20 protein-coding genes are annotated in these 18847 nt (G+C 66.4%); 17 read left to right on the top strand and 3 right to left on the bottom strand.

Annotated elements, in window-relative coordinates; translation table 11 throughout:
- Positions 1 to 5: 5 nt before the first annotated feature.
- The 12 genes from cysS to ACOQPI_RS15660 all read left to right on the top strand — a co-directional run bounded on the left by cysS (position 6) and on the right by ACOQPI_RS15660 (position 11426).
- On the top strand, positions 6 to 1175 hold the full coding sequence (gene cysS / locus ACOQPI_RS15715; protein ID WP_420620557.1) for a cysteine--tRNA ligase: 1170 nt from the start codon (positions 6 to 8) through the stop codon (positions 1173 to 1175).
- A 59-nt stretch (positions 1176 to 1234) separates the two neighbouring features.
- Positions 1235 to 3223, top strand: coding sequence for a threonine--tRNA ligase (thrS, locus tag ACOQPI_RS15710; protein WP_420620556.1), 1989 nt, complete (start codon positions 1235 to 1237; stop codon positions 3221 to 3223).
- Positions 3223 to 3729, top strand: coding sequence for an HIT domain-containing protein (locus tag ACOQPI_RS15705; RefSeq protein WP_420620555.1), 507 nt, complete (start codon positions 3223 to 3225; stop codon positions 3727 to 3729). Before thrS ends, ACOQPI_RS15705 begins: the two co-directional genes overlap by 1 nt.
- A gap of 9 nt (positions 3730 to 3738) precedes the next feature.
- Positions 3739 to 4245 (top strand): hypothetical protein, encoded by a 507-nt coding sequence (locus ACOQPI_RS15700; protein ID WP_420620554.1) that lies wholly within the window; start codon positions 3739 to 3741, stop codon positions 4243 to 4245.
- A 7-nt stretch (positions 4246 to 4252) separates the two neighbouring features.
- Entirely contained in the window at positions 4253 to 4846 is a 594-nt protein-coding gene (locus tag ACOQPI_RS15695) for a CDP-alcohol phosphatidyltransferase family protein (protein ID WP_420620553.1), read from the top strand.
- Entirely contained in the window at positions 4843 to 5850 is a 1008-nt protein-coding gene (locus tag ACOQPI_RS15690) for a phosphatidylinositol mannoside acyltransferase (protein ID WP_420620552.1), read from the top strand. The genes ACOQPI_RS15695 and ACOQPI_RS15690 overlap by 4 nt, the downstream gene beginning before the upstream one ends.
- A gap of 33 nt (positions 5851 to 5883) precedes the next feature.
- A complete protein-coding gene (locus ACOQPI_RS15685) occupies positions 5884 to 7005 on the top strand; it encodes a glycosyltransferase family 4 protein (protein WP_420620551.1) in 1122 nt (373 codons plus the stop codon).
- A complete protein-coding gene (locus tag ACOQPI_RS15680; protein WP_420620550.1) occupies positions 7002 to 7757 on the top strand; it encodes a hypothetical protein in 756 nt (251 codons plus the stop codon). Before ACOQPI_RS15685 ends, ACOQPI_RS15680 begins: the two co-directional genes overlap by 4 nt.
- Complete coding sequence (locus ACOQPI_RS15675) at positions 7754 to 9082, top strand: DUF3048 domain-containing protein (protein WP_420620549.1); 1329 nt, start codon at positions 7754 to 7756, stop codon at positions 9080 to 9082. Before ACOQPI_RS15680 ends, ACOQPI_RS15675 begins: the two co-directional genes overlap by 4 nt.
- Before the next feature lie 62 nt (positions 9083 to 9144).
- A complete protein-coding gene (gene pdxS / locus ACOQPI_RS15670; RefSeq protein WP_420620548.1) occupies positions 9145 to 10044 on the top strand; it encodes a pyridoxal 5'-phosphate synthase lyase subunit PdxS in 900 nt (299 codons plus the stop codon).
- A gap of 55 nt (positions 10045 to 10099) precedes the next feature.
- Positions 10100 to 10666, top strand: a complete 567-nt coding sequence (gene pdxT, locus ACOQPI_RS15665; protein ID WP_420620547.1) for a pyridoxal 5'-phosphate synthase glutaminase subunit PdxT — start codon at positions 10100 to 10102, stop codon at positions 10664 to 10666.
- Between the two features lie 10 nt (positions 10667 to 10676).
- Positions 10677 to 11426 (top strand): YebC/PmpR family DNA-binding transcriptional regulator, encoded by a 750-nt coding sequence (locus ACOQPI_RS15660; RefSeq protein ID WP_420620546.1) that lies wholly within the window; start codon positions 10677 to 10679, stop codon positions 11424 to 11426.
- 6 nt (positions 11427 to 11432) lie between these two features.
- On the opposite strand, the gene ruvB is transcribed toward ACOQPI_RS15660, so the two are convergent.
- The 3 genes from ruvB to ruvC are packed head-to-tail and all read right to left on the bottom strand — an operon-like array spanning position 11433 to position 13571.
- On the bottom strand, positions 11433 to 12467 hold the full coding sequence (gene ruvB, locus ACOQPI_RS15655; protein ID WP_420620545.1) for a Holliday junction branch migration DNA helicase RuvB: 1035 nt from the start codon (positions 12465 to 12467) through the stop codon (positions 11433 to 11435).
- 7 nt (positions 12468 to 12474) lie between these two features.
- A complete protein-coding gene (gene ruvA, locus ACOQPI_RS15650) occupies positions 12475 to 13077 on the bottom strand; it encodes a Holliday junction branch migration protein RuvA (protein ID WP_420620544.1) in 603 nt (200 codons plus the stop codon).
- Positions 13074 to 13571 (bottom strand): crossover junction endodeoxyribonuclease RuvC, encoded by a 498-nt coding sequence (gene ruvC / locus ACOQPI_RS15645; RefSeq protein WP_420620543.1) that lies wholly within the window; start codon positions 13569 to 13571, stop codon positions 13074 to 13076. Before ruvC ends, ruvA begins: the two co-directional genes overlap by 4 nt.
- Positions 13572 to 13639: 68 nt before the next feature.
- On the opposite strand from ruvC, the gene queA reads away from it, so the two are divergent.
- The 5 genes from queA to secF all read left to right on the top strand — a co-directional run bounded on the left by queA (position 13640) and on the right by secF (position 18833).
- A complete protein-coding gene (queA, locus tag ACOQPI_RS15640) occupies positions 13640 to 14656 on the top strand; it encodes a tRNA preQ1(34) S-adenosylmethionine ribosyltransferase-isomerase QueA (protein ID WP_420620542.1) in 1017 nt (338 codons plus the stop codon).
- 37 nt (positions 14657 to 14693) lie between these two features.
- Positions 14694 to 15803, top strand: a complete 1110-nt coding sequence (tgt, locus tag ACOQPI_RS15635; protein WP_420620541.1) for a tRNA guanosine(34) transglycosylase Tgt — start codon at positions 14694 to 14696, stop codon at positions 15801 to 15803.
- Between the two features lie 61 nt (positions 15804 to 15864).
- Positions 15865 to 16179, top strand: coding sequence for a preprotein translocase subunit YajC (gene yajC, locus ACOQPI_RS15630; protein ID WP_420620540.1), 315 nt, complete (start codon positions 15865 to 15867; stop codon positions 16177 to 16179).
- Positions 16180 to 16197: 18 nt separating this feature from the next.
- Positions 16198 to 17733: a protein translocase subunit SecD gene (gene secD, locus ACOQPI_RS15625; RefSeq protein ID WP_420620539.1), complete on the top strand. Its 1536-nt coding sequence runs from the start codon at positions 16198 to 16200 to the stop codon at positions 17731 to 17733.
- A complete protein-coding gene (secF, locus tag ACOQPI_RS15620) occupies positions 17730 to 18833 on the top strand; it encodes a protein translocase subunit SecF (RefSeq protein WP_420620538.1) in 1104 nt (367 codons plus the stop codon). Before secD ends, secF begins: the two co-directional genes overlap by 4 nt.
- The last annotated feature ends 14 nt before the right edge of the window (positions 18834 to 18847 follow it).

Raw genomic sequence — 18847 nt, 5'->3', positions numbered from 1 at the left:
CGGCCATGCCCTCCTCCCCATCTCCGGCCGCATCCCCGTCGGGTCCGATGCGCCTCTACGACACTGCTCGTCAGGCAGTGGTGCCGTTTGAGCCGGGACCGGTGGTGGCCATGTACACCTGCGGCATCACCCCCTACGACGCCACCCACTTGGGCCATGCCGCCACCTATGTGGCCTACGACGTGCTCCAACGGCGGCTGCGCGACCGGGGCCACGAAACCCGCTGCGTGCGCAACATCACCGACGTGGACGACGACATCCTCCGAAAGGCCCGGGAGATAGGCGTCCACTATCTGGATCTGGCCGCGGCCGAGACCGCCCGGTTCGACTCCGACATGGAGGCTTTGGACATGCTGCCGTGCTGGTCGGAGCCCCGGGCCACGTCGGCCATCGCCGACATCCGCAAGATGATCGGCCTCGTTTTGGACCGGGGGTACGCCTATCAGGCTGGCGGATCGGTGTATTTCGACATCTCCGCCTTCGACCGATTCGGCCAGGTCAGCCACTTCGACCGGGACACCATGCTGGCCCTGGCTGCCGAACACGGGGGCAACCCCGACGATCCCAACAAGCGCAACCCCCTCGACTTCGTGCTGTGGCAGAAGTCCGCCCCCGACGAGCCTGCCTGGGACTCCAAGTGGGGCCCGGGCCGTCCCGGCTGGCATATCGAGTGCTCGGCGCTGGCGATGCGGGAACTGGGCGACACCGTGGATCTTCACGGAGGAGGATCCGACCTGATCTACCCCCATCACGAGTGCGAGGCCGCTCAATCGGAGGTGGTTACCGGCAAGCAGTTCGTGCGCCACTGGATGCACCAGGCCATGGTGCGGATGGACGGCGCCAAGATGTCCAAGTCATTGGGCAACCTGGTGTTCGTCTCCGACCTGTTGAAGGAGTACGACCCCCGGGCCATCCGCTTGGCCATTGTGGCCCATCACTACCGGGATTCCTGGGAGTGGGACGATTCGGTCATGCCCGCCGCTGCTGAGCGCCTCGAGGCCTGGCAAGCGGCGGCCGATGGCAGCTCCGACCCAGCTCCTGCGGTCCTCGAGCAGGTCCGGGCTTGCCTTGACAACGATTTGGACACTCCCTCGGCGGTCGCGGCCATCGACGATGCCGCTTCAGCAGAGGGGATTCAACCGGCAGCCGCACTGCTCGGCGTCCGGCTCTCGTAGCGGGTCGTTCGCGATAATTGGGCGGGTACAGGCAAGCCGAAAGGTTAATTTGTTGAGCCATGGCTGAAATCAGCGTCATTCTCCCCGACGGCAGCACGCGCACCATTTCCTCGGGCGCCACCGCGGGCGACTTGGCCGCCGACATCGGCCCCGGTCTGGCCAAGGCGGCGCTGATCGCCACCGTCGACGATGTCGAGGTGGACTTGAACAGTCCGCTAGCCGACGGCCAGCAGGTGGCGATCATCACTGCCGACAGCGACGCCGGCCTGGAAACGTTGCGCCACTCCACCGCCCATGTGCTGGCCCAGGCGGTTCTGGAGATGTACCCCGGAGCCACCTACGCGGTGGGCCCGCCCATAGAAGACGGCTTCTACTACGACTTTGACCTGCCCGACGGGGCCACCATCAGCGATGACGACCTTGAGGCCATCGAGAACCGAATGCGGGAGATCATCGAGGCAGACCAGCCTTTCGAGCGCCACGAGGTGTCGGCGGCCGAAGGCTTGGAGCTCTTCACCGACCACCCCTACAAGCAAGAGATCATCGAGACGGTGGCCATGGCCTCCGATGCCGATGCAAACAACCAGTCGACCGACGAGCTGGCCGACGAGGTGGCCGGCGACGGCCAGATCAGCTACTACCGCAACTCGGATTCCTTCATCGATCTGTGCCGAGGTCCTCACGTTCCGTCCACCGGCCGTCTGGGGCACTTCAAGCTGATGAGCGTGGCCGGGGCCTACTGGCGCCGCGACGCCGGTCGCCCCTCCTTGCAGCGCATCTACGGCACGGCTTGGGCCACCCGCAAAGACCTGGCCGCCCACCTGCACCGGCTGGCCGAAGCCGAGAAGCGCGACCACCGCCGTCTGGCCCGAGAGCTCGACCTGCTGTCGTGGCCCACCGAGTTGGGACCGGGGCTGGCGGTATGGCACCCCAAGGGCGCTGCGGTACGGCGCATCATCGAGGACTACAGCCGCGACCGGCACGACGAGGGGGGCTACCAGTCGGTAGTCACCCCCCACATAGCTCGCTCTGATCTGTGGGAGACCAGCGGCCATCTGGACTTCTACCGGGAGAGCATGTACCCGCCCATGGAGTTGGACGGCGCCTCCTACCACCTCAAGCCGATGAACTGCCCCTTCCACGTGCTGATCTACAAGAGCAGCCAGCGCTCCTATCGCGATCTGCCCATTCGACTATTCGAGCTGGGCACGGTGTACCGCTACGAGCTGTCAGGGGCGGTCCACGGCCTGATGCGCATCCGGGGATTCACCCAGGACGACAGCCACATATTCGCTACCCGGGAGCAGGCCCCCGCCGAAATCGCCTCGCTGGTGGCGTTCGTGCTGTCGGTGCTGAGGGCGTTTGGATTCGACTCATTCGAGGCTCGATTGGCCACCCGGCCACTGGAGAAGTCGATTGGCGAAGACGCCGAGTGGGAATTGGCCACCGAGGCCCTCCGAGAAGCGCTGGAGGCCTCCGGGCTGGAATACGAGTTGGACGAGGGGGGTGGCGCCTTCTACGGACCCAAGATCGACATTGATGTGCGCGACGCCATCGGGAGGAGTTGGCAGCTGTCCACCCTCCAGGTTGACTTCCAGCTTCCCGAGCGATTCGGACTCGAATATGTGGGCTCCGACGGCAACCGCCACCGGCCAGTGATGATCCACCGCGCCCTCATGGGCGCCATCGAACGCTTCTTCGGGGTGCTCATCGAACATTGCAGCGGTGCGTTCCCGGCCTGGCTGGCCCCGGTCCAAGCTGCCATCTTGCCGGTGGCAGCCTCTCATGGCGACTATGCCGCCGACGTGGAGGCCCGCCTAAGCCGAGCCGGATTCAGAGTGGAGGTGGCCGACGCCCAGGAGCCGCTGGGTCGGCGCATCCGGGCGGCCAAGCTCCAGAAGCTGCCCTACGTGCTGGTGGTGGGCGACGACGACGTGGCCCACGGCACGGTGGGAGTGAACGCCCGGGGCAGCGACGGCGACGAGCGGGGCGTGCCGTTGGAGGACTTTGCGGCCCGGCTGGCTGACGATGTGGAAACACACCGCTGATGCTCGAGCGCCTGTGGGCCCCGTGGCGCAGCCAGTACGTTGCGGGCATTGCCGACACTGGCTCTGAGCCGGGAGAGGCCACCCTGTTCGAGCAGATACTGGCCGCCCCCGAACCCGAAGAGGAGACCGGCATCTTGTGGCGGGGTGCGACTTGCTTCGCGGTGCTCAACGCCTTCCCCTACGGCAGTGGTCATCTGATGGTTGTGCCCAACCGGCCGGCGGCCGACCTGGCCGATCTCAGCGATAACGAGAGCGATGAACTGTGGGCCGCCGTTCGAGCCGCGGTGGCGGCCATTCGCCGGGCCTACAACCCCGATGGCGTGAACGTGGGCCTCAATTTGGGAGCGGCCGCAGGCGCTGGAATACCCGGCCATCTGCACATCCACTGCTTGCCTCGCTGGCGGGGCGACACCAATTTCATGACAACCTCGGCCGAGACTCGAGTGCTTCCCGAGCCCCTGGCCGAGTCATGGTCAAAGCTGAGAAGTGCCTGGGAAGGTGGGTAGCCTTTCGTTGTGTCCGACGCGGAGATCACCGACGAGTTGCCCCAGGAGCTGAACGTCAGCGAATACGTCGGCCCCTATCTGTTTCCCAACAACAGCCGCCGCCGGATCCCGGCCATCATCTACTTGTCTGCCGCAGTGGTATGTACGGTGGTTTGGGCCGTTGCCTCCGATAGTCCCCTGGTCAATGGGGGGTTCTTGGCCGCAGCTATCGCCTTGGCCGTCTTTGCCGTGTATGGCTTCGTCTGCGGGAAGGAGCTGAAGATCGACGAGTCGGACGCGTTGGTGATCGCTACCGGCGCGGTGGGCTTTCCCGTGGGCCATGCATCGGCCCAAATGGGGTGGCGAGGCTGGTTCAGCCGCCCCACTTGGCGCATCCTGCTCTACTCCAACGAACCCCAGCCCGACCAGCGGGGATTGGTGTTTGTGGACGGCATCACCGGCGATCTGATCGACCAACTCGTGCAGTCCAATCCCGAAGACTGGACTGACCTCCGTCCAGGCTCAGAAGTAGAGTAGAAGCCACATGTTCGACGGCAATTGGCGCTCGGCGGTCAATCGTGGGCTTGATCCCATTGGTGCCGTCCTCTGCCGGTTGGGCGTGAGCGCCGATGGGGTTACCGCCTTCGGCATCGTCATGGCTGCGGTGGCCGCAGTGGTCATCGGTCGAGGCCAGCTGATCCTCGGGCTGGTGTTCTTGATCCTCACCGGTCTTTCCGACGCCCTAGACGGGCCCATCGCCAAAGCAGCCGGCAGCAGCTCGGTCCGGGGCGCCTTCTTCGACTCGGCCAGCGATCGAGTGTGCGACGCCCTGCTGTTCGGGGGAGTGGCCTGGTACTTGGGCTCCAATGAGCCGGGGCGCATCTTCATGCTGCCAGTGGCCCTCATGGCGGTGGCCTCGCTGGTCTCCTATCTGCGGGCCAAGGCTGAGTCGCTCGGGCTCGACGCCAAGGGCGGCCTCATGGAGCGGGCCGAACGGTTCTTCGTGCTCGGGGCCGGTTTGGCCTTCAGCTTCGTGCTGATCCCCATACTGTGGGCCATGCTGGGCCTCACTGCCGCCACCGCCGTCTATCGGTTTGCCAAGGTCTGGCGTCAGGCCGACTCCCTGCATTCAGTATGACCGACACTGCCGAGACGGTTGCTCCAATACACCGAACCCGCCGCCTCTCGGCCGACGTGATGTTGTACCGCAGCGGTGCCGCCCTGGCTCGCCGGTTGCCGCGATCAGTGGGAGCAGCCCTCACCCGGGCCATCAGCCGGAGCGCGTACCGGTTGCTGCCCGAGCGTCGCTTCATCACCGAGCGCCGCCTCCAGAGGGTGTGCGGCCCCGAAATGCAAGGTGAAGCGCTGGCCCAAGCGGTGCGAGCCTCGTTCGAGTCTTACGCCCGTTACTGGTTCGACGGCGCCCGGCTCGGCGATCTGGACGACGCCGAGGTGGAAGCCGGATTCAGCCACCAGGGGTTCAACTACATCCAAGAGGCCATCGACTCCGGCACGGCCCCTATACTGGCCCTTCCCCACCTCGGAGGCTGGGAGTGGGCGGGAACGTGGATGGCCCGCATTCCGGGCTACCCGGTGATCTCCGTGGTCGAGCCGCTCGAGCCCGCCCGGCTGTTCGATTGGATGGTGGAGGAGCGCCGCCGCATGGGCATCGACATTGTGGCCCTGGGTCCGGACGCGGTCTCGGTGCTCATCAAGTCGTTGCGGTCCCGGCAGGTGGTGTGCCTGCTCGCCGATCGACAGGTTGGCCGCGGGGGAGTGGAGGTGGAGTTCTTTGGTGAGCGCACCCTGCTGCCCGGCGGCCCAGCCACCCTCGCTCTGCGGACCGGCGCGGCGATTCTGCCCGCCGCGGTCTACCAAGACGGTCCCAACCACCGGGGTGTGGTGCTCCCTCCGGTTCCCGCTGAGCGACAGGGCCGCTTGCGGGCCGACGTGACCCGGGTCACCCAGGATCTAGCCTGGGCTTTGGAAGAGCTGATCCGCGCCGCCCCAGAGCAGTGGCACCTGATGCAGACCAACTGGCCGAGCGACGAAGAAGCCCTCCAGAGATTCCGCCAGCAACAAAGGGGCCTGCACCAGCAGCCTGACCAAGTTGAGCGGTCCACGCGAGTGAGGACGCCCTGATGACGAGGACGCCCGGATGACGGGGACGCCCTGATGAGGGTCGGCCTGGTTTGCCCCTACTCCCTCACCATCCCCGGCGGTGTCCAAGGCCAGGTGATGGGACTGGCCCGCTCCCTGCGTCGTATGGGGGTGGAAGCCCGGGTGCTGGCCCCGTGCGATGGTCCTCCGCCCGACGAGTCGGTCACTCCCTTGGGCAACAGCCTGCCCACTGCGGCCAACGGCTCCATCGCCCCCCTGGCCCCCGACCCCCCGGCCCAACTCCGCACCATACGGGTGCTGCGCGATGAGCGATTCGACGTGCTCCACCTCCACGAGCCCCTCGCCCCCGGCCCCACCAACACCGCGGCCGTGATGAAGTCGGCGCCGCTGCTGGGCACTTTCCACCGGGCCGGCCACAGCACCGCCTACCAGTATCTGCGCCCCATAGTGAGAGCGGTGGCCAACCGCCTGGACTATCGCTGCGCGGTATCGGAGGACGCCCGCCGCTTGGCCGAGGGGGAGTTGGGCGGTCGATACGAGCTGGTGTTCAACGGAGTGGAGTTGGACGCCCCCTCAGCCGAGCCGATCAATGCGCCTCATCCCACCATCTTCTTCGTGGGCCGCCACGAGCCCCGCAAGGGATTGGGCATCCTCATCGACGCCCTCCAATACCTGCCCGATGAAGTACGGCTGTGGGTGGGAGGCGATGGCCCCGAGACCGATGCCCTGAGAGCGCGCACCGGCAATGATCCCCGGGTTGAATGGCTGGGTCGGATTTCCGACGCCGAGAAGCAGGCCCGCTTGCGGGGGGCCGACGTGTTCTGCGCCCCGTCTCTGTTCGGCGAGTCATTCGGCGTGGTGCTGCTTGAGGCCATGGCGGCGAAGACTCCGATCGTGGCTTCCGATCTCGACGCCTACGCCATCGTCGCCCGGCCCGGGCGCGACGCGCTTCTCTCAGAGCCCGGCGATCCCGCGGCGTTGGCCGCGGCCCTGAAGCGGGTGCTGTTCGACGAAGACACCGCGGCATCCTTGGTGGAATCGGGGCTCGACCGAGCCCATCAGTTCTCCATGGACACGCTGGCCAGCCGCTATGCCGAGATCTATGCCGACCTGGCTGCCCGCCGCCGGGTCCGCAGCCCCCAGCCCCCGCGGCAAGAAAGCCAGGAGGTCGAATGAGCACAAGCCGACACCGGTCCGCAGTAGCCCTGGGAACACTGGGGGTGATAGTCGGTGTGGTGGTTCTGGCGATCCTGGTCTTGGTCGGGTTGCCCTGGCTTGTTTGTTTGGTGATCGGCGCGATCGTCGGTGTGGTTGCGGCCATCGGACTGCACTTGGCCGCGTGGCGACTCCTTCTTCGCCTCACCAAGAGCACCGATCCCCACGGCGAAGTGGAGGAGGCGGTCGAAAACGTGCTGGAGGGCCTTTGCGTCAACCACGGCATCCCCACCCCCGAACTGCGGGTGATCCACTCCCACTCGATCAACTCTTTGGCCGCGGCCCGCACCCCCGCCCACGCGGCCATCGTCGTCACATCCGGCGCAGTGGAGCAGCTCGAGCGCATCGAGCTGGAGGGGCTGGTGGCCCATCACCTGTGCCGGATTCGTCGAGGCGATGCCGCCTTCGAGACGCTGGCCGGGGTGCTGTTGGCCTGGCCGCTCGCAACGGTCGGCTGGCTGCGTCGCCGGGTGATGGATCGGGTGCTGCCCGCCCAGCGGAGCCTGGCCGCCGACTTCGAGGCGGTGTCGCTCACTCGGTACCCTCCCGGCCTGCTGTCTGCGCTGATGACACTTTCTGCCCAGACCGCTCAGGTACCATCGCCAACGGTGGCAGCGCTTCACATGTGGATCGATGAGCCCGATTGGGGCATCGCCGATGCCATCCGCCATCCCCGGCTGGATGCTCGGATTGCCGCGCTGACCGAGCTTTGACGGCCGGCAAGCCCCCCCGTCCGGGCGCCCGTCGGCGCGGGAGGATTGCCGCGGCCCTGTTGGCCGTTGCCCTGTTGGCCGCGGCCTGCGGAGGCTCGGAGGAAGAACCCGGCGGAGACCAGCCGGCGGGCGCCGCCCAGCCGACCCCAGAGGAGGAGACGAGTGCTCCTGACGGAGACAGCGGCGGCGATTCCCCTGGCAGCACCACCGCGCCGGCCCGCGGCGACACCGGCGCCACCGGGAGCGATGGCGCCGACGAAGCCCCCGGCGACGGCACTGCCCCCGACCCCGACCCGACAGAACCCGGTGATCCCGACCCCGACCCCGACCCGGCCACGCCCACCCCGACGCCAGGACCCACCGAGCCGCTGACCGGCGAGCCGCTGGTGGATCCGTCCATTATGAACCGGCCGGCGCTGGCCGTGAAGATCGGCACCAGCAGCGTGGGGCGCCCCCAGACCGGCATCAACCAGGCCGATGTGCTCATCGAAGTGAGAGTTGAGACCATCACCCGGCTCATGGCGGTGTTCCACAGCCAGGATGCCATCTCGCTAGGTCCGGTTCGCTCAGCTCGCAGCTCCGATACCGACATCCTGGCCAATTTCGGCCAGCCGGTGTACGGCCATTCGGGGGCAAATCCAGGTGTGCTGAGGGAGATATCCCAAGGCCAGTCGGCTGGCAAACTCTACGAACTGCGTTGGGATGGCCTGCCCAACGACTACTGGCGGATTGCTGACCGAGTTCCCCCTTGGAACTTGTACACCACCACCTCGAGAATCTGGGATTCCGCTCCCAGCAATTTGAAGGCTCCCGAACCTCTCTTCGAGTACCGCAGAGAAGGAGAGCCGCTGCCGGCGGGGGCGGAGCCGGTGCCCGGTGTGGAGGTCCGCTATCTCGGCGGCACAATCGCCCATTTTGCCTGGGATTCTGAGGCTGGCGGTTGGGCTCGCTGGCAAGACGGCACCCCCCATGTCGACATGGCCCGCCACCCCAATGGCACTCCCAACCCCGATGTCGCCCCCGTCCAGGTAACTCCCGCCAACGTGGTGGTTCTGCAAACCGGCTACACCGGCAGCGCGGCCTGCTCCTATTGTCCCGAAGCGATCACCGTTGATTCCGAGGGCGGGGGTGCTCTGGTGTTCACCGACGGCCATCTGATTCGGGGCCGGTGGACCCGGCCATCGGCAAACCAGCCCTGGCAGGTCACCGACAACAACGGTAATCCGGTGCGGCTCACCCCGGGCCAGACCTTCATCGCTCTACCCGGGGGAGACGTGCTGGTTATGGTGCAGGACTTCGCTGAGAACCTGCTCAAAAACCGCTGATCCGAGCTGTCGGCGGAAAACCGACATCGTGTTTGCAGTGCGCAAAGCCATAGACTGCAACCATGGCTGCTGAGTCGATGTCGGGCCGCGAGACGGGGACCACGTTGGTCAAACGTGGACTGGCCGAGATGCTCAAGGGCGGGGTCATCATGGACGTGGTCACCCCCGATCAGGCCAAGGTGGCCGAGGACGCCGGAGCGGTAGCGGTGATGGCTCTGGAGCGGGTTCCCGCCGACATCCGACGCGATGGCGGGGTGGCCCGCATGAGCGATCCGGAGATGATCACCGGCATCCAGCAGGCGGTGACCATCCCGGTCATGGCCAAGGCTCGGATCGGCCACTTTGTGGAAGCCCAGATTCTCGAAGCCCTGGATGTGGACTACATCGACGAGAGCGAGGTGCTGACCCCGGCCGACGAAGCCCACCACATCGACAAGTGGGCGTTCACCGTGCCGTTCGTGTGCGGGGCTGTCAACTTGGGAGAGGCGCTGCGGCGAATCTCCGAGGGCGCCTGCATGATCCGGTCGAAAGGCGAGGCCGGCACCGGCAACATCGTGGAGGCCGTCCGCCATCTCCGGTCGATCATCGGGGACATCCGCAAGATCACCCAGGCCGATTCCGCCGAGCTGTTCGACTGGGCCAAGCAACTCCGGGCCCCGTTGCCGCTGGTGCGCGAGGTGGCCGAGACCGGCTGGCTGCCCGTGCCGATGTTCTGCGCGGGGGGAATCTCGACTCCCGCCGACGCCGGACTGGTCATGCAGCTTGGCGCTGAGGCCGTGTTCGTGGGCTCGGGGATCTTCAAGTCTTCCGATCCTGCCCCTCGGGCCAAAGCCATTGTGGAGGCCGCCACCAACTACCGCGATCCCCACATCCTGGCCAAGGTCAGCCGCGGCTTGGGCGAGCCCATGCCCGGTTTGGAGATCGACGGTCTCGAAACCCGCCTGGCCGACCGCGGCTGGTAGCAGCGGCTGAGCGTGCAGCAGATCGAAGCGTCGCCCCGAGACTCGGAGCCCCCGGGTGAAGGTCGGGGTCTTGGCCCTTCAGGGGGCATTCGGGCTGCATGAGCAGGTCCTCAATCGAATAGGGGTGGCCGCGGTCCAGGTCCGCACCCCCGAAGAATTGGCCGAAGTCGACCGCCTCGTCATCCCTGGCGGGGAGTCCACCGCCATCTCCAAGCTGCTGGATGCCAACGGCTTGGGCGATCCGCTGGCCGATCGACTGGCCGACGGCCTGCCGGTGCTTGGCACTTGTGCCGGGATGATCCTCTTGGCCGCCGAGGTGGTGGACGGCTATCCCGGCCAGCATCGCTTTGGCGCCATTGACGCCACGGTGCGGCGCAACGGATACGGCCGACAATCAGAGTCATTTCACGCGCCGATCGACATCGAAGGATGGGAATCGGCCTTTCCCGGGGTGTTCATTCGAGCGCCGGTTGTCGAGTCGGTGGGCCGTGACGTGGAGGTGTTGGCCGAATTGGACGGGGTGCCGGTGCTGTGTCGCCAAGGCTCGACGGTGGTGTCGTCGTTCCACCCCGAGTTGGCCCAAGACGATCGAATCCACCGCTGGTTTGTAGAACGGGAATAGGGGAGCAGGAATGTCAGGACACTCCAAATGGGCCACCATCAAGCACCGCAAAGGGGCGGCCGACAAGCGCCGGGGCAAGCTTTTCGCCAAGCTGATCCGCCAGGTGGAGGTGGCTGCCCGCGAGGGGGGCGGCGATCCCGATGCCAACCCCACCCTGCGCACCATGTTCCAGAAGGCCCGGGACAGCTCGGTGCCGCTTGACACCATCGAGCGGGCCATCAAGCGGGGGACGGGTGAGCTGGAGGGGGTGGCCTACGAGTCGGTGTTCTACGAGGGGTATGCCCCCGGCGGTGTCGCCCTGTATGTGGAGACGCTCACCGACAACCGCAACCGCACCAGCTCGGAGGTGCGGGCTCTGTTCACTCGCAATGGGGGATCGCTGGCCGAGCCTGGTGCGGTGGCCTGGCAGTTCGAGCGCAAGGGGGTGGTGATCCTGGATCGCTCGGTGGATGAGGACGAGCTGATGATGGCCGCCCTCGATGCCGGGGGCGAGGATTTGGCCGACGAGGGCGACACTTGGCGGCTCACCTGTGATCCCTCCGACCTCTCGTCGATGCGCGATGCCTTGGCCGAGACCGGTATCGACTTCATGTCGGCAAACTCCACCATGCTGCCCACGTCAGTGGTGGGTGTCGACAGCGCCGAGTCCGCCCGCTCCGTCCTCCGCCTCATCGACGCCCTCGACGACCACGACGACGTTCAAGACGTGTACGCCAACTTCGACATCCCCGACGACATCCTGCAAGCCGCCGCCAATTGAGCTTGGTCAGTCGAACAAGTTCGACTGATCTGAGGCGCTGTCGGGTGGGGTCAGGCCCAGATGGTGCCAGGCGGTGGGGGTGGCTACTCGGCCCCGAGGAGTGCGCATGAGCAGGCCCTGTTGGATGAGGAACGGCTCGTACACATCTTCCACGGTCTCAGCGGGCTCGCTGACGCTGATGGCCAGGGTTGAGAGGCCGACCGGGCCGCCTCCGAAGCGCTCGCAGAGAGCCGACAAGATGGCCCGGTCGATCTTGTCCAAACCGGCCTGGTCGACGGCGAACAGGTTCAACCCGGCAGCCGCGGTCTGCTGGTCGATCTTCCCGTCGGCCCGGACCTCGGCGTAGTCCCGCACTCGGCGCAAGAGCCGATTGGCGATCCGGGGAGTGCCGCGGGCCCGACAGGCGATTTCGGCTGCGCCCGCCGAATCGATCTGGATGTCAAGGATGGCCGCGGCCCGAACGACGATGGCTTCCAAATCGGCGGTGGTGTAGTAGTCGAGCCGCGACACCAGCCCGAACCGGTCCCGAAGCGGCCCGGTGATGAGACCGGTGCGAGTGGTGGCCCCCACCAGGGTGAACCGGGACAGCTCCAGGCGGAGCGAACGCGCCGCGGGCCCCTTGCCCAGCACGATGTCGACGTTGAAGTCCTCCATGGCCGGGTACATCACCTCTTCGACGATTCGGGGCAGCCGGTGGATCTCGTCGATGAACAGCACATCGCCCTCTTCCAACCGGGAGAGGATGGCAGCCAGGTCGCCGGCTCGCTCCAGTGCCGGGCCCGACGTGACGTGCAGCCCGGCCTCCATCTCCTTGGCCACGATGTGGGCCAGCGTGGTCTTGCCCAAGCCGGGGGGACCGGCGAACAGCAGATGGTCGGCTGGTTGCGATCGGGCCCGGGCCGCGCCCAAGATGATGTCAAGATGCTCCTTCATCTCTGACTGGCCCACGAACTCGTCCAGCCGGGTTGGCCGCAATCCTGTCTCGGCCGCGGCGTCTTCGGGCAGTGGGGTCCCGGCCAGCAGTTCTTCTCTCTTGCTCATGGCCTGCTCATATCCCGGAGGCCAGGTGCCGGAGGGCTGCTTTGAGCAGGGCAGAGGAGTCGTCGCCCGGAGGCAGGGCGGCGATGGCGCTGCGGATTTCCTCGGCGCTGTACCCCAACTCGGCCAGTGCTTGGCGGACCACGCTGCGGGCATCAGACGGCTGCTCGCCCGCGGGCTGGCCCGATGTCACCGCAGTGGTCACGTCTCCGATGTCGAGGCGGGACTTTAGCTCCACCAGAAGCCGGGCCGCGGTCTTCTTGCCCACTCCGGGCACCAGGCAAAGGGCATCGATGTCGTCGGTGGCCAGAATCCCGGCCAACTCCGAGGGTCCGTATATCGACAAGATGGCCATGCCCATCGCTGGCCCCACGCCGTGAGCAGAGATAAGCCCCTCGAAGACCCGACGCTTGTCAGGGGTGTCGAACCCGTACAGGGTCTGGGCGTCTTCTCTGATGTGGTGGTGGATGTGCAACACCACCTCTTGGCCCAGCTCGCCCAGCGCGGCCGACGTGTCCGGCGAGACAGCCACTCGATAGCCGACGCCTGCGGTCTCCACGATCACCTCGTCGGGGTCCCGCAGGGCCAGCGTGCCCCGGAGCAGTCCGATCACATCGCCGCCTGGATCCGCGATGCGGCCGGGTGGTGGGCCAGATGGCAGAGGGCCACCGCAATTGCGTCGGCCGCGTCTACCGGCTTCAGAGGCTTGGGAAGGCGCAGCAGGGTCTGCACCATCTGTCCCATCTGCTCCTTGCCGGCGCCGCCCCAGCCGGTTACTGCTTTTTTGATCTGCGTGGGCGAGTACTCGAACACCTCGGCACCCGCGCCCACTGCGGCGGCCATGGCCACCCCGCTGGCCTGGCCCACTCCCATGGCGGTGCGCACGTTCACCTGGAACAGCACTTGCTCGATGGCCATCGCGTCTGGGTTGTATGTACCCATTAAGTCGACAAGCTCATTTTGAAGCTCATACAGGCGGCGGGGGATGGGATCGTCTTTGTCGGTGCGGATGATTCCGGCGGCCACGGCCTCAGTGGCGCGGCCCTTTTGGCGGATAACGCCGTAGCCGCAGCGCGACAGGCCGGGATCGATCCCCATCACCAGCATCAGCCCCAAACTACCGGGCGGGTACGACAGTTTTCGGGATACGCGCGCCGGTCGGGTAGAAACTCCCCATGCGGACTGAGGAGCTTCATTACGAGCTGCACGAAGCCGCTATCGCCCAGCAACCGGCCGAACCCCGTGACAGCTCCCGATTGCTCGTGGACCGAGGGCCCGCCGCTCCCCCCGAGCATCGCTTTACCCGGGATCTGCCCGATCTCTTGAGCCCTGGCGACGTGCTGGTGGTGAACGACAGCCGGGTTATGAGCGCCCGACTGCGCCTCCGCAAGGCCACGGGGGGCCAAGTGGAGGTCTTGTTGCTGGAACCGGGAGACGACGGCTGGTGGAGCGCCTTGGTGCGACCGGGCCGTCGGGTGCAGCCGGGTGCCGAACTGTGGTTCGAAGAGCAGCCCGTCTTGGAGGTGGGGGGGCGAATCGGCGACGACGGAAGGCGGTGGGTGAAGCCGATTGGCGACGCCGATGCCCTCATGGATCGAGCCGGGGAAGTGCCGCTTCCCCCCTATGTCACCGAGGAGTTGGCCGATGTCGAGCGCTACCAGACGGTCTACGCCGATCGGCCGGTGTCGGCTGCCGCTCCCACCGCGGGGCTCCACTTCACCCCAACGGTGCTGGACCGCTGCCGGTCGGCTGGGGCCAGGGTGTGCCAGCTGGAATTGGCCGTGGGCACGGCCACGTTTACCCCGGTGATGGCAGATGACCTCGACGACCACGTCATGCACACCGAGACGTACCGGATCCCCGAGGCCACGGTGGCCGCCTGCGTCCGGGCTGAGCGGGTGGTAGCCGTGGGCACAACCGTGGTGCGGGCGCTGGAGTCGGCCGCGGCTACCGGATCAGCCAGTGGCTCCACCGATCTGTTCATCAAGCCGGGACATCAGTTCGCGGTGGTGGATGCCATGCTCACCAACTTCCATCTGCCCCGGTCCAGCCTCCTGGCCCTGTTGGCTGCCTTCGTGGGCCCCCGCTGGCGCGATCTCTATGCCACGGCGTTAGACGAGGGCTACCGCTTTCTTTCTCTCGGGGATGCCATGTTCTGCACTAGAAATCCAGGGCAGACTTTGAGATCGTGAGCCTGCAAGTTTGGGACACTGAGAAGGCCGCCGGAAAATGACCCTCCAATTCGATGTGTTGGCCCAAGACGGGCAGGCCCGCAAAGGCCGTATCACCACGCCGAGGGGCTCGTTTACCACTCCGTGTTTCATGCCGGTGGGCACCCGGGCCGCGGTCCGCACCCTCGACACCAGCGACCTTGAGGCTCTCAATCCTCCAGTGGTGCTGGCCAACACCTACCACCTGATGATGAGGCCCGGTCCCGAGGTGGTGGAGCAAATGGGCGGCGTCCACGGCTTCACCGGCTGGTCGGGCCATGTGCTCACCGACTCCGGCGGCTATCAGGTGTTCTCCCTCGACCCCAAGGTGGACGACGACGGCGCCACGTTCCGGTCCACTTACGACGGCACTTCTCATCGCTTCACCGCTGAGCGGGTGGTGGACGTTCAGCTCCAGCTTGGCTCCGACATCCAAATGGTCCTCGACGTGTGCCCGCCATCGGAAGCCCCTGCAACTGTCCAGCGCCAGGCGGTGGACCGCACCGCGAACTGGGCGGTCCGGGCCCGCCGCCGCTTTCTGGAAGCGGATGGGCACAATTCCGGTGCCAACCAATTCGGCATCGTCCAGGGTGGGACCGATCCCGCCCTCCGGGCCGAGAGCGCAGCCCGCACCATAGAGGTGGGATTCGACGGCTACGCAGTGGGCGGACTTTCGGTGGGGGAGAGCCCCGAGCAGATGATGGTCGCGCTGGCCGCCACCGCCCCGCTCCTGCCCGACGATCAGCCCCGCTACTTCATGGGGCTGGGCGATCCCATCGGGCTGCTGGAATGCGTGGCCCTGGGCGTGGACATGTTCGACTGCGTGCTGCCCACACGGCTGGCCCGCCACGGCACCGCTCTCACCTGGGAGGGCCGACTCAACCTCGGCAACTCTTCGCTCGCCACCGATGACCGCCCCGTCGATCCCCGCTTTCCGGCCAGTCCGGCTACCCGCTACTCGCGGGCCTACCTGCGCCACCTGTTCAACGTGGACGAGCCTTCGGCGGCCCGAATGCTCACCCTCCACAACGTGGCCTGGCTGTTGGCCCTCATGGAGGAGGCCCAAGATGCCATCGCCACCGGCACCCTTGACCGCTTGATCGCCAAGACGGCCGAGGCTTGGGGCTGACTTATTCGGCTAGGCCCGCCGAGTCGTCTCCCAGCTAGGTCTTCCGGTAGAATTCTGGGCCTTGGACGTCCTCCTGCTTCCGCTTTTGATTATCGTCGCCATGTATTTCTTCATGATACGCCCCCAGCAGAAAAAATCGCGCCTGCACCGCGATCTGCTCGATTCTTTGGATATCGGCGACGAGGTGATCACCGCATCGGGCCTCTACGGGATGATCACCGATTTCGACGGTGGCACCGTGTTCATCGAGATCTCCGATGGCGTTGAAATCAAGATCAGCCGCGACACCATCGCCAATAAAGTCGTGTACTCCTCCGACGTCGATGGCGACGACGGTCAGGGGCCTCTGCTAAGTGGCGACGACGCTGACAGCTAGACCCATCCTCCAGCGTCAATGAGTCGCCGTTCGCTGGTTTCGCTTGTCCTCATCGTGGCTGCGGCCGCGGGGCTGTTGGCCGCTTCGCTGGCGGTTGGAAACCGGCCCCTGCTGGGCTTGGACCTCAAGGGCGGAGTCGAGGTGGTGCTGGTGCCGGTGGACGACCCCGACCGTCCCGTGGCCATCACCGAAGGCGACCTGGATACCGCGGTCGACATCATCCGCGACCGCATCGACGGTCTCGGTGTGGCCGAGCCCGATGTGACTCGCCAAGGCCGACGGGTGGTGGTGCAGCTTCCCGGAATCAGCGATCAGCAGCGGGCCATCGACGTTGTGGGCCAAACCGCCGAGCTCCGCTTCCGCCCGGTGTGCGCCGAGCTTCCGGTTGTCACCTTCGAATCCGAATCGGAGTTGCTCTCGACTGAGCTGCCCGATCCCGAGCTCGACGATCGAGGGTTGGCCCCGTGCCCCAGCGGGATCGACTACGTCGGCTTGCAGCCATCGACATCGGCCGAGGATGTACTTGAGCGCTTTGTGGTCCTGCCCGAGCGAGATGACAACGGTGAGGAGATCAGGCGCTTTCTGCTTGGGCCGTCCACGCTCACCGGCGCTGGCCTTTCCAGCGCCGACAGCTCATTTCGGGGAGAGTTCGTGGTGGATGCCACCTTCAAGGGCGGTGACCAGGGGGCCGATAAGTTCGACGAGATAGCGGTGGAGTGCTATTCGGGCACACCATACTGCCCGCCGGGTGTGGCCGGGCTTGGCCAGCTAGCTGTCGTGGTAGACGGAAGCGTGCAGTCGGCGCCCTCGGTGCAGAGCCCCAACTTCGACGGCCAAGTGGTTATCTCCGGCAACTTTTCCGAGCAAGAAGCCGACGACCTGGCCCTGGTTCTGCGCTACGGCGCGCTGCCCATCGAGTTCCAAGACCCCACCGACCCCCAGAGCGACAGCACCAGCCGGGCCGTGTCGGCCACCATCGGGGGCGACTCCTTGCGGGCCGGGATTATCGCCGGCCTCGTCGGGCTGGCGCTGGTGTTCTTGTACATGGTGGGCATGTACCGCCTGTTGGGCCTCGTCGCCATGTTGAGCCTCGGGGTGTCGGCCACCCTGCTGTGGGTGATTGTGGCCTGGCTGGGCGAGACCCAGGATCTGGCCCTGACCCTGGCCGGAGTCACCGGCCTCATCGTGGCGATCGGCGTGTCGCTGGACTCCAACGTGGTCTACTTCGAGCACCTCAAAGAGGATGTGGCCACCGGTCGGATGCTGAGATCGTCGCTGGAGCAATCCTTCTCGGCGGCGTTTCGGACTATCTTCAGGGCCAACTTCGCCTCGCTCATCGCCGCGGTCATCTTGTACTGGCTCTCGGCCGGGTCGGTTCGCGGCTTCGCCCTGATGCTGGGCTTGGCCTCGGTGCTCGACCTGGTGGCCACCTATTTCTTCCTCCGGCCCTGCGCGCAGTTGATGGCTCGGTCGCCAAGCCTGATGGCCCATCCCCACCGCCTCGGCCTGCCCACTAGGGAAGAGGCCATGTCTGGGGGAGTCGAGCCATCATGAGCCGCCTCCAGCGCCTGTGGCGCAACCAGACCCAGGTGGACTTCCCCGAGTTGTGGAAGACCACGCTGAAAGTGTCCGCCGCTCTGATTCTCATCAGCGCCATCGCTCTGTTGGTGCGGGGGGTCAATCTGGGCATCGAGTTCGAGGGCGGCACGGTGTGGGAGGCCTCCGCACCCGATGTGTCCACCGCCGATGTGCGCGACGCCCTGAGGGGTGTGGGCCAAGCCGATGCCAAGATCCAGTTCGTGGGCGGCGACGTGCTGCGGGTGCGGGCCGAGTTGGACGCCACCGATGCCTCCAGCGTGGCCGAGGTGTCGCTGGCCCTGGCCAACCTCACCGGCCAGAGCCTCGACGACATCAGCTTCAACTCCATCAGCGCGTCGTGGGGCAGTGAGATCACCAGCAAGGCCGTACGAGCGCTGATCGTGTTCTTCATCGTGGTGGCCATCTACATCACGCTGACATTGGAGTGGCGGATGGCTCTGGCCGCCCTGGTGGCGGTGGCCCACGACATCGTCATCACCGTGGGCATCTATGCCCTGTTCCAGTTCGAGGTGACTCCGGCCACGGTGATCGCCTTCCTCACCATCATGGGGTACTCCCTGTACGACACCTTGGTGGTGTTCGACAAGAACCGCGACTACCAGCGCCGCTCGGCACTGGTGGGGCGGGCCACCTACACCCGGATCATGAACTCGGCGCTCAACATGGTGCTCCTGCGGTCGGTGAACACCACCATTACCTCGGTGCTGCCGGTGCTGTCGATGCTGGTGATCGGCACGCTGGTGCTGGGCGCGGTCACCTTGGCCGAGTTTGCCGTGGCCCTGCTCATCGGCTTGCTGGTGGGCACCTATTCGTCGCTGTTTGTGGCCGCGCCGGCGGCGGCCTGGATGAAGGAGCGCCAGCCTGAGTTCGTGGAGCAGCGGGAGCGCTTGGAGGCCCGGGCCCAGTCCCGGGGCGCCACCGTGCAAGACGTGGAGGAAGTGGCGGTGGGCCCGTCATCGCCCGCTCCGGCGCCGTCGGCGGACCGCCCGGCCCGACGGCCATCGCAGCCGGGCGCGGCCATCCCACCCCGCCCCCGAAAGCGCAAGCGGCGCTGAGCAAGTCGCTCGTC

Origin of the sequence: Candidatus Poriferisocius sp., from assembly GCF_965219815.1 — a bacterium.
Classification (GTDB): domain Bacteria; phylum Actinomycetota; class Acidimicrobiia; order Acidimicrobiales; family Bin134; genus Poriferisocius.
Note: the sequence above shows the minus strand (reverse complement) of the source record. Positions and strands in the feature narration are given on the sequence as shown.